Origin of the sequence: Kitasatospora sp. NPDC094019 (assembly GCF_044764505.1) — a bacterium.
Lineage (GTDB): Bacteria > Actinomycetota > Actinomycetes > Streptomycetales > Streptomycetaceae > Kitasatospora.
The window spans coordinates 593,073-607,221 of record NZ_JBIWIF010000001.1; the positions used below are offsets into that span (position 1 = coordinate 593,073).

The 14,149-nt window shown below is 74.7% G+C and carries 12 protein-coding genes; 5 read left to right on the plus strand and 7 right to left on the minus strand.

What is annotated here, in order from left to right; translation table 11 throughout:
* Positions 1 to 2 precede the first annotated feature (2 nt).
* Genes ACIQ9P_RS02690 through ACIQ9P_RS02705 form a run of 4 tightly spaced genes read right to left on the minus strand, consistent with a single transcriptional unit; the run spans position 3 to position 4,002 of the window.
* The gene (locus tag ACIQ9P_RS02690) at positions 3 to 704 is read right to left on the minus strand and encodes an FMN-binding negative transcriptional regulator (RefSeq protein ID WP_402348526.1); all 702 of its coding nucleotides are present in this window, start codon (positions 702 to 704) and stop codon (positions 3 to 5) included.
* A gap of 26 nt (positions 705 to 730) precedes the next feature.
* Positions 731 to 2,536, minus strand: coding sequence for a gamma-glutamyltransferase family protein (locus tag ACIQ9P_RS02695; protein WP_402348529.1), 1,806 nt, complete (start codon positions 2,534 to 2,536; stop codon positions 731 to 733).
* A 3-nt stretch (positions 2,537 to 2,539) separates the two neighbouring features.
* Entirely contained in the window at positions 2,540 to 3,505 is a 966-nt protein-coding gene (locus ACIQ9P_RS02700) for a hypothetical protein (protein WP_402348532.1), read from the minus strand.
* Positions 3,502 to 4,002, minus strand: coding sequence for a VOC family protein (locus tag ACIQ9P_RS02705; protein ID WP_402348535.1), 501 nt, complete (start codon positions 4,000 to 4,002; stop codon positions 3,502 to 3,504). Before ACIQ9P_RS02705 ends, ACIQ9P_RS02700 begins: the two co-directional genes overlap by 4 nt.
* A gap of 631 nt (positions 4,003 to 4,633) precedes the next feature.
* On the opposite strand from ACIQ9P_RS02705, the gene ACIQ9P_RS02710 reads away from it, so the two are divergent.
* The 4 genes from ACIQ9P_RS02710 to ACIQ9P_RS02725 all read left to right on the plus strand — a co-directional run bounded on the left by ACIQ9P_RS02710 (position 4,634) and on the right by ACIQ9P_RS02725 (position 8,847).
* A complete protein-coding gene (locus ACIQ9P_RS02710) occupies positions 4,634 to 5,896 on the plus strand; it encodes an NAD(P)/FAD-dependent oxidoreductase (RefSeq protein ID WP_402349838.1) in 1,263 nt (420 codons plus the stop codon).
* Positions 5,897 to 5,940: 44 nt separating this feature from the next.
* Positions 5,941 to 6,702: a DUF1365 domain-containing protein gene (locus ACIQ9P_RS02715; protein WP_402349841.1), complete on the plus strand. Its 762-nt coding sequence runs from the start codon at positions 5,941 to 5,943 to the stop codon at positions 6,700 to 6,702.
* Complete coding sequence (locus ACIQ9P_RS02720; RefSeq protein WP_402348538.1) at positions 6,699 to 7,991, plus strand: class I SAM-dependent methyltransferase; 1,293 nt, start codon at positions 6,699 to 6,701, stop codon at positions 7,989 to 7,991. The genes ACIQ9P_RS02715 and ACIQ9P_RS02720 overlap by 4 nt, the downstream gene beginning before the upstream one ends.
* A 61-nt stretch (positions 7,992 to 8,052) precedes the next feature.
* A complete protein-coding gene (locus tag ACIQ9P_RS02725) occupies positions 8,053 to 8,847 on the plus strand; it encodes a DUF1295 domain-containing protein (protein ID WP_402348541.1) in 795 nt (264 codons plus the stop codon).
* A gap of 33 nt (positions 8,848 to 8,880) precedes the next feature.
* Here the strand turns inward: ACIQ9P_RS02725 and ACIQ9P_RS02730 are convergent, their stop codons facing one another.
* Positions 8,881 to 9,351 (minus strand): iron chaperone, encoded by a 471-nt coding sequence (locus ACIQ9P_RS02730; RefSeq protein ID WP_402348544.1) that lies wholly within the window; start codon positions 9,349 to 9,351, stop codon positions 8,881 to 8,883.
* 45 nt (positions 9,352 to 9,396) lie between these two features.
* Positions 9,397 to 9,849: a pyridoxamine 5'-phosphate oxidase family protein gene (locus ACIQ9P_RS02735; RefSeq protein ID WP_402348547.1), complete on the minus strand. Its 453-nt coding sequence runs from the start codon at positions 9,847 to 9,849 to the stop codon at positions 9,397 to 9,399.
* 152 nt (positions 9,850 to 10,001) lie between these two features.
* On the opposite strand from ACIQ9P_RS02735, the gene ACIQ9P_RS02740 reads away from it, so the two are divergent.
* Positions 10,002 to 12,944: an ATP-binding protein gene (locus tag ACIQ9P_RS02740; RefSeq protein WP_402348550.1), complete on the plus strand. Its 2,943-nt coding sequence runs from the start codon at positions 10,002 to 10,004 to the stop codon at positions 12,942 to 12,944.
* Here ACIQ9P_RS02740 and ACIQ9P_RS02745 read toward each other — a convergent pair.
* Positions 12,931 to 14,148 carry a cytochrome P450 gene (locus tag ACIQ9P_RS02745; RefSeq protein ID WP_402348553.1) on the minus strand — a complete coding sequence of 406 codons (1,218 nt, stop codon included), beginning with the start codon at positions 14,146 to 14,148 and terminating at the stop codon, positions 12,931 to 12,933. The two genes, ACIQ9P_RS02740 and ACIQ9P_RS02745, sit on opposite strands and share 14 nt — an antisense overlap.
* Between the last annotated feature and the right edge of the window lies 1 nt (position 14,149).

The following is a 14,149-nucleotide window of genomic DNA, read 5'->3' on the forward strand; positions in this document are numbered from 1 at the left end:
GGTCAGAACGGGCAGACCCCGGCGGCGACATCCGGTGCCCGGCCGGCCACCCCGACCCCGGCCGGCTGCCCCATCCCGGCCTCGCGCATCAGCCGGGCGATCGGCCGGCCGGTGCCGCTGTCATCGGCCTCGTAGCGCCGGATCACCGACTCCTGAACGTCCGCCGGCTTCTCCTGGCTGAACTTGAACAGCCCCTCCACCGTCTCGATCCGGAGCCTGAAGGCACCGACGCCGGGCAGGATCCGGCGGAAGTGGTCGATCGACGCGGTCTGGTCCCAGCCGGCGCCGAAGCGCTGCTCCAGGCGCTCGGCCGTCCACCGGACCACCTGGAGCGTCTCCTCCGGCTCGTGGATCAGCTGGATCCGCCCGCAGACGTGCACGGCCGCGAAGTTCCACGTCGGGGCGGACGGGCCACCGGGGTAGACGGCCGGGGTGACGAATCCGCCCGGCCCGTCGAACATCAGCCGGGCGTGGGTGCCGTCGGCCAGCGCCTTCCAATGCGGGTTGGCGCGGTTGAGATGACCGAAGAGCTCCGTGCCGACGAGCGGGCCGGACCGGGGCTGGCCCGGGGCGACGAGGGCCGGCAGGCGCGACGCCCACGGCACGGTCGCGCCGTTGGTCGTGAGCGTCGCCAGCGGGTGACCGTCGATGATGCGGCGGTGCCAGTCCTCGTCCTGGATCTGGTAATGGCTGGGCACGAACATGGCTACCGCCTCACATGATCGGGAATTTAACGGCACACCGCGTACGCCTGGCGGCCTCGCGGACCGGCTGCGGCCCGCAGGAATCCGGTGACCGGGTCGACACCGGCGGAGCAGACCTTGCCGAGCGTGCCCTCCGGCACCACGTCGAGCCGGTGCCCCTTCCGCTCCAGCAGGGCGAGCACGGCGGGGTCGAACGAGCGCTCCACGACCACCACGCCCGGCCGCGAGGTGCGCGGCGCGAACGACTGCGGGAAGTGGTCGATGTGCCAGGCGGGCAGCTCGGCCGCCGCCTGGAGTTCGCATCCGAACTCGGCGACCGCGAGGAACGCGTGGAGCGTCCACTGGTCCTGCTGGTCACCGCCCGGGGTTCCGAAGGCCAGGAACGGCTCGCCGCCGCGCAGCACGATGCTGGGGCTCAACGTGGTGCGGGGGCGCCGTCCGGGCGCGAGCGAGTTGGGGTGTCCCTCGGTGAGCCACGCCGTCTGGCCCCGGGTGCCGAGCGCGAAACCGAGGTCCGGGATCACCGGCGAGCTCTTGAGCCAGCCGCCGCTGGGCACCGCGACGACCAGGTTGCCCCACGCGTCGGCGACGGCCACCGTGCAGGTGTTCCCGGCGCCGGCCCGCGGACCGATCGGGGTGACGGTGGGCAGGCCGCTGCGCAGGTGGGTCATCCACTCCGGCTCGTCCGCGCCCACCTCCTCCGGCTCCGGCTCCGGGATCCGTCCCCGGGCGCCGCCGGGCCGTCCCGGCCGCGGATCGAGATTCGCCCGCTCACCGAGGAGCGAGCGCCGCTCGGCGGAGTACTCGGCCGACAGCAGCTCGGCCAGTGGCACCGGCGTGTGGTCCGGGTCGCCGTACCACGCCTCCCGGTCGGCCATCGCGAGCTTGGCCGCCTCGGCGACGGTGTGGACGTACTCGCCACTGCCCAGTCCCATGGACCGCAGGTCGCACCCCTGAAGGAGGGCCAACTGCTGCAGGAACACCGGGCCCTGGGACCAGGGACCCGCCTTGTGGACGGTGAACTCGCCGTACGGCAGCGAGCACGCGGCCTCGACGCCCGGCCGCCAGTTCGCCAGGTCGTCACCGGTCAGCAGGCCGCGGTGGCGCCGGCCGGTCGAGTCGAACACCTCCTCGGTGCGCGCGAAGCGGTCGATCGCGTCGGCGACGAAGCCCTGGTAGAAGGCGGTGTGAGCGGCCTCGATCCGACCTTCCCGGGTCGAGGACTTCGCCCGTGCCTCGCGGATCAGCCGTCGGTAGGTGTCGGCCAGCGCCTCGTTGCGCATCCGGGACCCGGCCGCCGGCACCGCGCCGCCCGGCAGGTAGGTACGGGCCGAATCGGTCCACTCGGTCCGGAACAGGTCGGCCATGGCGCCGATCGTCGAGGCGGCGGCGGGCAGCAGCGGGTAACCGTTGGAGGCGTATCCGATCGCCGGTTCGAGGACGGTCTCCAGCGGCATGGTGCCGAACTCGCCGAGCAGCCGCATCCAGGCCCCGAAGGCTCCCGGCACGGTCGCCGGAAGCAGGCCGCCCGCCGGTATCTGCTTGATGCCGAGCGCACCGAACGCGTCGATGCTCGCCGCCTGCGGCATCGGGCCCTGGCCGCAGATGACGCGGACCTCGCCGGTCGAGCGCGAGTAGACGGCGATCACGACGTCGCCACCCGGCCCGTTCGAATGCGGCTCGACGATCTGCAGGGCGAACCCCGCGGCCACCGCGGCGTCGAAGGCGTTGCCGCCGCGCTCCAGGATGCCCATGCCGACGGCGGACGCCAGCCAGTGCGTCGCGGACACGCCGCCGAGGGTTCCGGTCAGCGCCGGTCGCAGGACGGTCATGGACTAACTCCTCGGCCAGGCTTCGTACGGGGGGGTGGGCAGCGGCGGGGTCGGAAGGCCGCACGCGTGTCGGGCGACGCCCAGCAGGATGTCGACGAGGCTGTTCTCGCACTTGACCACTTCGGGCTTCTGCAGCTCGGTCGGCCGCTCGTCGGCGTCACCCGCCGCGTACAGCCCGTTCGCGGTGACGTCCTGGGCGATCGCCACGAGTCGGCGCAGCAGCTGCGCCACCACCTCGTGCCGGGCGACCGGTGCCCGCAGCGTCGTGAAGTAGGAGTCGTAGACCAGCCCCGCGGCCCGGTGACCGGGACTGCGCACGGCGGCCTCGCGCAGCAGCGACCGGCCGTTGGCGACCAGACGCGCGGCGACCCCGTCGTGGACGAGGTGCAGCAGGCCGATGGCGTCCAGCAGTTCACCGGTGTCCGCCTCGGCGGCCCCGGGCAGCCGACGCCGGCGGAAGAGGTCCCGGATCGGCCAGTAGTCCGGCGCCCAGGCGCCGCTGAACGCGCGGTGCCTCAACCGCATGCTCGGCCTGATCAGGACGTCGTAGACGTCGGACGGGCACGAGCCGGTGTAGAGCAGCATCGCGGAGTAACCGTGCACGTAGTGGCTGATCTGCGGCAGCACCTCGTCGGCCGGCCGGCGCCCCTGGTCGAGGTCGTCCACGAGCTGGGCGATCAGCCGCCACAGCACGAAGCACACCTGGTGCCCGGTGAGCCACCGGAACCAGAACAGCTCGTCCTGCGATTCGCACGGCTCGACCTCGGGCGTCAGCAGGCCGCGTTCGCCGAGATCGGCCAGGCGTCGGCAGCTCTCGGCGTAGTCCCAGGCCGGAACCGCGTCCGCCGGGCCGTCGGGCTCCCCCACCGCCGGCAGGATCAGCGGTTCGAGACCGTACGGGAATCCCCCGAAGTCCCATCGCCCGGCGGTCGGAGCGTCGCACAGCGCACCACTGGTGGCTGGCTTCATGACAGTGCTTCCGGCAGGAAGGTGAATTCGAATTCCAGCCCGTTGACGTCGTACGCGTAGAAGCTCTGCACGCCGTCCTTGTCGATCACGATGTCGGTCGGCTGCTCGTCCGTCGCGAAAACATACCGCCCGGACTCGTAGAGCTCGGTCCAGCGCCGGCGAAGCCGTATCAGGTCCTCGGGTGTTTCCACTCCGAAGCAGAGGTGCTGGAACTGCACGACACTCTCGGCCGGATCGGACGTGCGGCCGGGCCGGTCGAAAAGGTGAATGCGGACATTTCCGATCGACATCTCGGTCAGCTCGCGAATCCCGGGCAGGCGGCTACGGGTCAGTTCGGAGAACCGGTCGAGCGACCATGCCTGCCGGCACCCGAGAAAGTCCCCGTACCAGCGAACACTGTTGTCGAGGTCGGTCGTCTGCACGCCGAAATGGTGAAACCGCAGCCTGGGAAGTCCGACTTGGGCCGCCGGGGTGACATCCGATGGCGTCTCTATCATGTCTCATCACTCCAGCGGGGAAACATCGCATCCGGACGCGGGCACTACTGTCGCCGTACGATGATCCCGCCCCCCATGTGATGAGGGGAGTTCCCCACTTTATGGGACACCCGCGTCACAGCCGGTCATTCACGTAACGCGATGACGATCGGACTTGTCGGCGGCGAACAGGACCGGTACTCCCACGGGGATTCCGTCCCGCCGCCCGGCGCCGCTCCTCGTGCCCCGTCCCCGGCACGCCGTCCTCGTGCCCGGCACGCTCCGGCGCGACGCGACGTGACCGCGGCTCGTGCCGGCGGCCCGCCTCGCGACAGTCGATCCGCCTCGCGGCGGTCGGCCTCGGGCGGGGTCGGCGGCGGGCTCGTGGCCGACGGGGCGCCCGGGGCGGCGCCGGGCGCGGCCCGCGAGCTGTGGATCGACGATGCGGGGCCGACGCGACCGGCCGGGCCGGTGTCCGAGTCGCCGACCCGAATGGAGCAATCCCTTTCCCCGTGTGCTCCGAAGCAGCAGTGAGGACAGGGTGACGGGCCCGGGGTGGGCCGGCCGCGAGGAGGGCACGACGGTGTTTACGGTGGATTGGTGGCGGACGGGCGGACCCACGGCGCTCCCCGGCGACGCGGGCGGCGGCACCGTGGCCGTGGTCGGCGCGGGAGTGTCGGGGCTGACGGCCGCGTTCCGGCTGCACCGGGCGGGACGTCCGGTGGTGCTGTTCGAGGCCGACGACCGGCTCGGCGGTCACGCCCACACCCAGCGGGCCACCGGCGCGGACGGCCGGACGCTGGCGCTGGACACCGGGTTCCTGGTGCACAACGAGCGGACCTACCCGCACCTGGTCGCGCTGTTCCGGGAGTTGGGGGTGGCCACCCGGGAGAGCGACATGAGTATGTCGGTGCGCTGCGACGGGTGCGGGCTCGAGTACGCGGGGGCCCGCGGCCCCGGCGGTCTGATCGCCCGGCCGGGCTCGCTCGCCCGCGGCGGCTACCTGCGACTGCTGGGCGAGGTACCGCGTTTCCACCGCCGGGCCAGGGCGCTGCTGGCCGATCCTGGAGCGGGCGAGCCGACGCTGCGCGAGTTCCTGGTGGCCGACGGCTTCTCGCCCTACTTCCGCAGCCACTTCATGACGCCGGTGGTGGCCGCGGTCTGGTCGTGCGCACCGGACGTCGCCGGTGACTACCCGGCGCGCTACCTGTTCGCGTTCCTGGCCAACCACGGCCTGCTGTCGGTCACCGGGTCGCCGCACTGGCGAACCGTGGCGGGCGGCTCACGGACGTACGTGGCGAAGATCGCCGAGCAACTGGGCACCGTCCACCGCGGCGCCGCGGTACGTACGGTGCGCCGCCACGGCGACGGGGTCACGGTGACCACGCGGGACGGCCGCGCCACCGAGGTGGACGCGGTGGTGATCGCCACCCACGCCGACCAGGCGCTCGCCCTGCTGGCCGACCCCACCCGGGCCGAGCGCGAGGTGCTGGGGGCGTTCCGCTACTCGCGCAACCCCACCGTCCTGCACCGCGACGCCTCCCACCTCCCCGTCGCTCCCCGGGCCCGCGCGTCGTGGAACTACCGGATGGCGAGCTGCGAGGACGACGCGCGGGGCGTGCGGGTCAGTTACCACCTCAACCGCCTCCTCGGCCTCGACACCACCGAGGACTACCTGGTGACGCTGAACGAGGACCCGGGCCACCCGGTTCCGGCCGAGCACGTCGTCTCCCGCACCGTCTACGAGCACCCGGTCTACACCCGGGAGAGCGTCGCGGCCCAGGCCCGGCTGCCCGAACTGACCACCGGGCGGACCGCGTTCGCCGGCGCCTACCACGGCTGGGGATTCCACGAGGACGGCTGCCGTTCGGGCCTGGCCGCGGCCCACGCCCTGCTCGGAGTGGGCGCACCGTGACCGCCGACCGGTCCGCCCCGGCGGCCGGGTGCCCGGCGCCCGCGCTGCCGGGGCCGTGGGGCGCGGCGCTGTACGAGTGCCGGATCACCCATGTGCGCACCGCCCCGATCCGCAACGCCTTCGGGCACCGCACCTACCTGTGGCTGGTCGACCTGGACCGCCTGCCGCCCGTCCCCCGGCCGCTGCGGTGGCTGGCCTCCTTCCCCTCCGGCGAGCGGGGTCTTCCGCCGCGTGAGGAGATCGGCCGCTACCTCGCCGGCGAGGGCATCGACCTCGACGGCGGGCGGGTGCTGATGCTCGCCCACGCCCGCTCGCTCGGGCACGCCTTCAACCCGCTGACCGTGTACTGGTGCCACGACCGCGCCGGCCGCCCGGTCTGCACGGTCGCCGAGGTCCGCAACACCTACGGCGGCCGGCACCGCTACCTGCTGCACCCCGACGGGCGCGGCCGGGCCGAGGCCGCGAAGGAGTTCTACGTCTCGCCGTACTTCCCCGTCGACGGCCGCTACCGGATGGTGCTGCCGGAGCCGGGCGAGCGGCTGGCCCTGACCGTCCGGCTGGAACGCGAGGGCGGACGCCCCTTCACCGCCACCCTGCGCGGCACCCGCCACCCGGCCACGACCGGGCGCCTGCTGCGGGCCGCGACCCGGCACCCCTTCTCCACCTGGGCGGTCAGCGCCCACATCCGTCTCCAGGGCATCGCGCTCCGACTGCGCGGCCTGCCCGGCCACCCCCGCCCCGGCCACCCCCGCCCCGGCCACACCTGCCCCGGCCACACCGCCCAGACGAAGGTGCCCGCCCCATGACCCTGCCCGCCGCCCAGCCCGTAGCCGCCGCGTCACCCGGGGTGGTCGACGCGCGGCAGTGGCCCGACGTGGCCCGAACACCGCACGTCCCGGCCCGCGCCGCGGTGGCACGGCGGCTGCTCGGCCGCATCGCCCGCCGCCGCGGCCTGCGCGTCGAGCTGCCCGGAGCGCGCCCGCTGGTCCCCGCCCCCGCCGGGGCACCGGTGCTGCGCCTGCACCGGCCCGACGCGTTCTTCCACCGGATCGGGGAGAGCGGGCTGATCGGCTTCGGCGAGTCCTACCAGGCCGGCGACTGGGACTCGCCCGACCTGATCGCGCTGCTCACCGAGCTGGCCACCGCCCCCGAGACGCTGGTGCCCACCGGAGCGCAGTGGCTCCGACGCCTGTACGTCCAGCGCCCGCCCGCCACCGAACTCAGTACACCGGACAACAGCCGCACGAACATCCACCGGCACTACGACCTGTCCAACGAGCTGTTCGCGCTCTTCCTCGACCCCACCCTGTCCTACTCCTCGGCGATCTTCCCCACCGCGGCGGACGGCGCGCCCCTCGCCTCCTGGGACACCTTCCCGGCCGCGCAGCACCGCAAGATCGACCGCCTCCTGGACCTGGCGGGCGTCGGCCCGGGCAGCAGGGTGCTGGAGATCGGCACCGGCTGGGGCGAACTCGCGATCCGCGCCGCCGCCCGCGGCGCCCGGGTGGTCAGCCTCACCCTCTCCGAGGAACAGCTGGCCCTGGCCCGGCGCCGGGTCGCCGACGCCGGCCTCACCGACCGGGTCGAGGTGCGGTTGTGCGACTACCGCGCCGCCGAGGGCGAGTTCGACGCGGTGGTGAGCGTGGAGATGATCGAGGCCGTGGGCCGGCCGTTCTGGCCCGTCTACTTCGCCACCATCGACCGCGTCCTCGCCCCGGGCGGGCGGGTCGCGCTCCAGACGATCACCATGCCGCACGAGCGCATGCTCGCCAGCAGCGGCACCTACACCTGGATCCTCAAGTACATCTTCCCCGGTGGCCAGATCCCCTCCACCGAGGCGGTTCGCCAGGCCGCCGCCCGCCACACCGGCCTGCGCCCGGCCCGCTGCGACTCCTTCGGTCCGCACTACGCGCAGACCCTGCGGCTGTGGCGCGAACGCTTCACCGAACGTGCCGACGAGGTCGACGCGCTCGGTTTCGACCTGGTCTTCCGGCGCATGTGGGAGCTGTACCTGGCCTACTCCGAGGCCGGGTTCGCCACCGGCTACCTCAACGTCCAGCAGATCCTCCTCACCCGCCCGGAGGCCGCCCGATGACCCCCGCCCGGCCGCTCGTCCCCGACCGCCCGCTGACCGACCGCCACCGGGGCGGGCCGTCGTGAACGCCACCGCTTTCGCGATCAACCTCGCCGCCACCGCCGGCGCCGCCCTCGCGGTGCTGCTCGTCGCCTTCGCCGTCGGCCTGCGCACCGGCCGCCACCGGGGCGTCGACGTCGCCTGGGGCCTGGCCTTCACCGCCGTCGCCTGGACCGGCTACGCGCTCTCCGCCGGGCACGGCGACCCGGGGCGCCGCCTGCTGGTCACCGTGCTGGTCACGGTGTGGGGGCTGCGTCTGTCGGCCCACATCCGGTCACGGGCGCGCGGGCTCGGCGAGGACCCGCGCTACGACCGCATGCTCGCCAAGGCCCCGCCCGGGCGGCGCGACACCTACGCGCTGCGCGTCGTCCACCTGCTCCAGGCGGGGATCGTCTGGTTCGTCTCCCTGCCCGTCCAGGCCGCCCAGTACCTCACCGTGCCGCTGGGCCCGCTCGTGTCGGCGGCGCTGCTCCTGTGGGCGGTGGGGATGTTCTTCGAGACGGTGGGGGACTGGCAGCTGGCCCGTTTCAAGGCCGATCCGGCGAACCGCGGCAAGGTCATGGACCAGGGTCTGTGGGCCTGGACACGGCACCCGAACTACTTCGGCGACGCCTGCGTCTGGTGGGCGCTGTTCCTGCTCGCCGCCGGCGACCCGGTCGGCTGGGCGTTCGTCCTCAGCCCGGTGCTGATGACCTACCTGCTGGCGTTCGGCAGCGGCAAGCCCCTGCTGGAACGCGGGCTCGGCTCCAGCAAACCGGGCTGGGACGCCTACGTCGCGCGCACCAGCGGCTTCCTCCCACGCCCACCGCGCCGCTGAGGCGGACGCCGTGAACCCGTGTCCCGGGGCGGGTCAGGCGGAGGCGGTCGCCGCGGTGAGGAGGGCGGTGATCCGGGACTCGGTGGCGGGGGTGAGGGCGGTGAGGGCGAAGGTGGTGGGCCACATGGTGCCGTCGTCGAGGGTGGCCACGTCGCTGAAACCGAGGGTCGCGTAGCGGGACTTGAACTTCTGGGCGCACTGGAAGAAGCAGAGGACCTTGCCGTTCTCGGCGTAGGCGGGCATGCCGTACCAGAGCCTGGGCGTGAGGCCGGGGGCGACGGCGCGGACCAGGGTGTGGACGCGCTCGGCGAGGGCGCGGTCGGCCGGTTCCATCCCGGCGATCTTGGCGAGCACCTCCTGCTCGGCGTCGGCCCCGGCGGTGCGCGGGTTGCGGCGGGAGGCGGCCTTGAGTTCCCTGGCGTGGTCCTTCATGGCCGCGCGCTCGTCCTCGGTGAAGCCGTCGAAGGCCCGCGCGGTGCTGGTGGTGCGGTCGGTGGTGCTCATGGTGGGTCTCCTCCTGAGGGGGTCGGACTGCGGGTGGAACGCGGGTTACCGGTCGAGCCAGCGGCCGTCGCGCATCAGCTCGCGGCCGGAGAGTTCGTTCTCCTCCCGCCACGCCTGGACACGGCGGGGCGTGACCAGGAACCAGCCGTAACGAACGGTCGAGGCCCGCGGGTCGAAGCCGGTGCGGGCGGCGAAGCGGTCGGCCCGGCCGGCCGGGAGGTCGTCGATGCCGAGGGCCTCGACCCGGCCCTCGATCATGCAGACGTCCCGGGTGCGGCCGAGTGCCAGCCGGACGGTGCCGGAGGCGGCGAGGTTGCGGCCGGTCGGGCTGTCGACCGGGGTGGCGAGCAGCAGTGCTCCGCCGTCCTGGTCGTAGGAGAGCGGGACGAGGTGGGGCATGCCCTCCGGCGAAGCCGTGGCCACCCAGACGTCGACGTCCGCGGCGAGGCGCCGTTCGACGTCCTGGCGGCGCTCGGCGAGGGTGCGCGGTCCGGTCATGGTCTCTCACTCCTGTGCTCGTCGGCGGCGTTGGTCACAGCCTCCCTCCGGCGGGGTGGGCGCCACATCCGTGGTGACCACGGAACGGACCACGGAACGAACCACGGGAGGGGCCACGGAACGGGTCTCGGGACGGACCGCATAATGGCGCCGTGCCGACTCCTGTGATCTCGCCCCGTGAAGCCGATGTGCTGGCGCTGCTGGGCGAACACCTCAGCAATGCCGAGATCGCCGACCGGCTGTTCATCTCCGTGCGCACGGTCGAGTCCCACACCTCCTCACTGCTGCGCAAGTTGGCACTGCCGGACCGGCGCGCGCTGTCCCGGCGGGCGGTCGAACTCGCCCGTGCCGGGCGCCCCCGCACGGCCCCCGCACTGCCGGCGCCGCTGACGGCGTTCGTCGGCCGGGAGCGTGAACGCGCCGGACTCGCAACGCTGTTGGCGGACCATCGGCAGGTGACGGCGGTCGGACCGGGCGGGGTGGGCAAGACCAGGCTGGCGCTGGCGGTGGCGGCCGGGGCGGCCGACGGGTTCGCCGACGGGGTGTGGTTCGTCGACCTGGCCCCGGTCGCCGGTCCGGAGCGGGTGCCCGCGGCCGTCGCCGCCGTCCTGGGCGTCGGCGAACAGCCCGGGCAGGGTGTCGACGAGGCGGTGTGCGCCGCGTTGGCCGGACGCCGGGCGCTCCTGCTGCTGGACAACTGCGAGCAGGTCAGGGACGGTGTCGCGCCGTTCCTGGAACGGCTGTTGGCCGCCTGCCCGGAGGTGCGGGTGCTGGCGACGAGCCGGGCCCGGCTGCTGGTTCCCTTCGAACGGGTCTTCCCCGTACCGCCGTTGTCCCGGGACGGCGGTACGGCCTCGGAGGCGGTGGCGCTGTTCGTCGAACGGGCCACCGCGGCCACCGGGGCGGCCCCGGATCCGGCGCTCCGGGACGGGATCACGGACGTCTGCGAGCGGCTGGACGGGATGGCGCTGGCGATCGAGCTGGCGGCGGCCCGCTGGCCGACGCTCGGGCTGGACGGGCTCCGGGCGGGGCTGTCGGACCAGTTGCGGATCCTGGCGGGCGGCCCGCGCGCGGACGACCGGCACCGCTCGGTGCGGGCGGTCCTGGACTGGAGCCATGAACTGCTGGAGCCCGCCGACCGCGCGCTGCTGCGGCGGGTGTCGGCGTTCGTACTGCCGTTCACGGCCGGGGCGGCGGTCTCGGTGGCGGGCTTCGCCCCGCTCGACGCGGGCGCCGTCGCCGACGGGCTGGGCCGGCTCGCCGAGCAGAGCCTGCTCACCGCCGTCCCGTCCGCGCACGGCACCCGCTACCGGGCGCAGGAGACGATCCGCCAGTACGGCGCCGAACGGCTCGACGGCGCCGGGGAGTCGGCGCGGACGCGGGGGCGCCACCTCGACTGGTGCCTGCTCGGCGCGGACGGGCTCGCCGGGGCAGGGGACGAGGAACGACGGCCGCGGGACGGCGGTGGACAGGCCGGGTTCGACGCGGTGGCCGAGGAGTTGCGGGCCGCGCTGGCCTGGGCCGCCGACCGCCCGGAACGGCGGCCCGACGCCCGCCGGCTCGCCCTCGGCCTCGCCGGGCCGGCCTTCGGGCACCAGCTGCTCGGCGAGGCCCAGCAGCGCCTGGAACAGGCCGCCGCCCTCTCCGACGACTCCCCCGCGGACGCCGCCGCCGCGCTCCGGGAGGCGGCCCGGGTGGCCGGGTGCCGCCGCCTCGGCGACGACATGTACCGCCTCCACCGCGCCGCCGCGGCCGCCGCGCTCGACGCCGGGGACCGGGCCGGGGCCGCCCGCGACCTGGCCGGGGCCGCCACCGTGGCCCACCGCTTCTCCAGCGCGTTCGCGCGCCTTCCCGCCGCCGCGGAGGTGACCGACCTGCTGGCCCGGGCCCGCGAACTGTCCGACGGCTCCCCGGCGGTCTCGGCCGCCCTCGCCCTGGCCGAGGCCGCCGTGCTCGCGGACGCCTTCGGCTCCGTCCAGGGCAGTCCGGACAACACGGCCCGGGAGACGGTCGGGTACGCCGAGCGGGCCGTCGAGCTGGCCCGGCGCGCGGGCGACCCGGTGGCCGAGTCCGCCGCCCTGGACGCCCTCTCCGGTGCGCACAGCTGGGCCGGCTCGCCGTTCGGGGCCGCCGGGGCGGCCCGCCGCCGGGTCGAACTGCTGGCCCTGGCGCCGCGCACCCCGGCCACCGCGCACGAACAGGTGGACGCGCTCGCGATGGCCGCCGCGACCGCGATCGGCGTCGGCGGACTCGACCGGGCCCGGCAGTGGGGGCGGCAGCTCGCCGGGCATCCGCTGACCGCCGAGGTGGGGCACCACGCCACGTCCTGGCTGCTGGTGGCGGACGCGTTCGCCGGACGGGAGGAGGAGGTGCTCGCGGGCGGGGCGCGGTTCCTCGACGCCTGGGAGCGGGGCGGACGGCCGCGGTCGTTCTCGCTCGGCCCGGCGGCCGCGGCGGTCGCCATGGTCCACGGCCTGCGCGGCGACGACGGCGCCCGGGCCTCCTGGCTGGCGGTCGTCCACCGGGCGGGCACCGAGGAGGAGCACCGCCACGGCTACGGCGCGGTGTTCGACGCCACGGTGCTGCTCCACCGGGGGGACGCGGAGGCCGCGCTGGAGCGGCTGTCGCCCGCGCCCGCGGAGGTGTGGAAGTGGGTCTCCTGGGTCTGGCTGCACTGGTACACGGCGGCGCGGGTCGAGTCCTCGGTGCTGGGTGGGCACCCGGAGGCGCGGCTACGGCTCGCCGAGGCCCGGACCACGGTCGCGGGCAATCCCGTCGCCGTGGCCCAGCTCGACCGGGCGCGGGCGCTCCTGGACGGCGACCCGGCGGGTGTGCGGGCCACGGCCGCCGCCTTCGCCGCGGCCGGCTGCCCCTACCAGTCCGCCCGCAGTCTCCGGCTCGCGGGCGACGCGCCGGCGGGGGAATCGCCGGCGGGGGACGCGCCGGCGGGCGACGCGCCGGCGGGGGAATCGTCGGCGGGCGACGCGCCGGCGGGGGAATCGTCGGCGGGCGACGCGCCGGACCGGGGGCGGGGCGGCCGAGGGACGGCCGGGAGGGCGGAGGACCCGCCCGGGCCGCGGCTCAGCGGGTGGTGACGGGAAGGGACTCGTAACCGCGGAGGACGAGGCGGTCCCGGCGGACGGGAAGGCCGGCCGGAGCGAGCCGGGGGAACCGGTCCAGCAGCGCCGGGACGGCGATCTCCGCCTCCAGGCGGGCGAGTCGGCTGCCCAGGCAGAAGTGCGGGCCGCCACCGAAACTGAGCGGCTGGCTGTCGGTACGGGTCGGGTCGAACCGGTCCGGACGGGGGTAGCGGGCGGGGTCGTGGTTGGCGGCGCCCAGCAGCACCAGCACCACGGTGCCGGTGGGCGTGGGCAGGCCGGCCACCGTGAGGCCGGGGGCGGTGGAGATCCGCGAGGTGAGCTGGACCGGGGAGTCGTGGCGCAGCACCTCGTCCGTGAACAGCGCGGGGTCGAGCCCGCCGCTGCGCAGGCCGTCGGCGGCACCGGGGTGGCGGAAGAGCAGGGTGAGACCGTTGCCGAGGAGGTTGGTGGTGGTCTCGAAGCCGGCGACCAGGAGGAGGGCGAGGTTGCTGAGCAACTCCTCGCCGGAGATCCGGTCCGGCGAGTCGGCGGCGGTCCGGGCCAGGTCGCTGATCAGGTCACCGGTCGGCCTGGCCAGCCGTTCCGCGACCAACTCCGCGAAGTAGGACTCCAGTTCCTCGGCGGCGGTGTCGGCGGCGGCGAGTTCGCCGAGGTCCTGGACGAGTTCCAGGGCGATGGTGAGGTCCGAGGCGAGACCTCGGAAGCGGTGGCGGTCGGCGGCGGGGACGCCGAGCAGCTCGCAGACCACCTCGACCGGGAGCCGGAAGGCGAAGGCGTCCATGAAGTCGACGGGCGAGCCGTCGGCCCCCCGTTCCTCCAGTTCGTCGAGCAGCCGGGCGGCCGTCGCCTCGATCGCCGGGCGCAGGGCGGCGACCCGGCGGGCGTTGAACGCCGAGGCGACGAGCGAGCGGACCCGGCCGTGGTCGGGGGCGTTGAGCTGGAGCACCGAGCGACCGAGCAGCCGGACGGAGGGGTGGGCGAGCAGGTCCGCATTGTCGGCGGTGAGGGTCCTGGTGTCCTCCAGGGCGAAGGCGGGGTTGCGCAGCACCTGGTTGGCGGCGGCGTGTCCGACCACGAGCACCGCGGCGGGGCCGGCCGGCACCGCGGCCCCGAGCTCGTGCGCCCGCGCGTAGAGCGGGTAGGGGTCGAAGCGCCCCTCGGTGGTCATGAGACGCTCGATGATCGACGCACCGTCCATG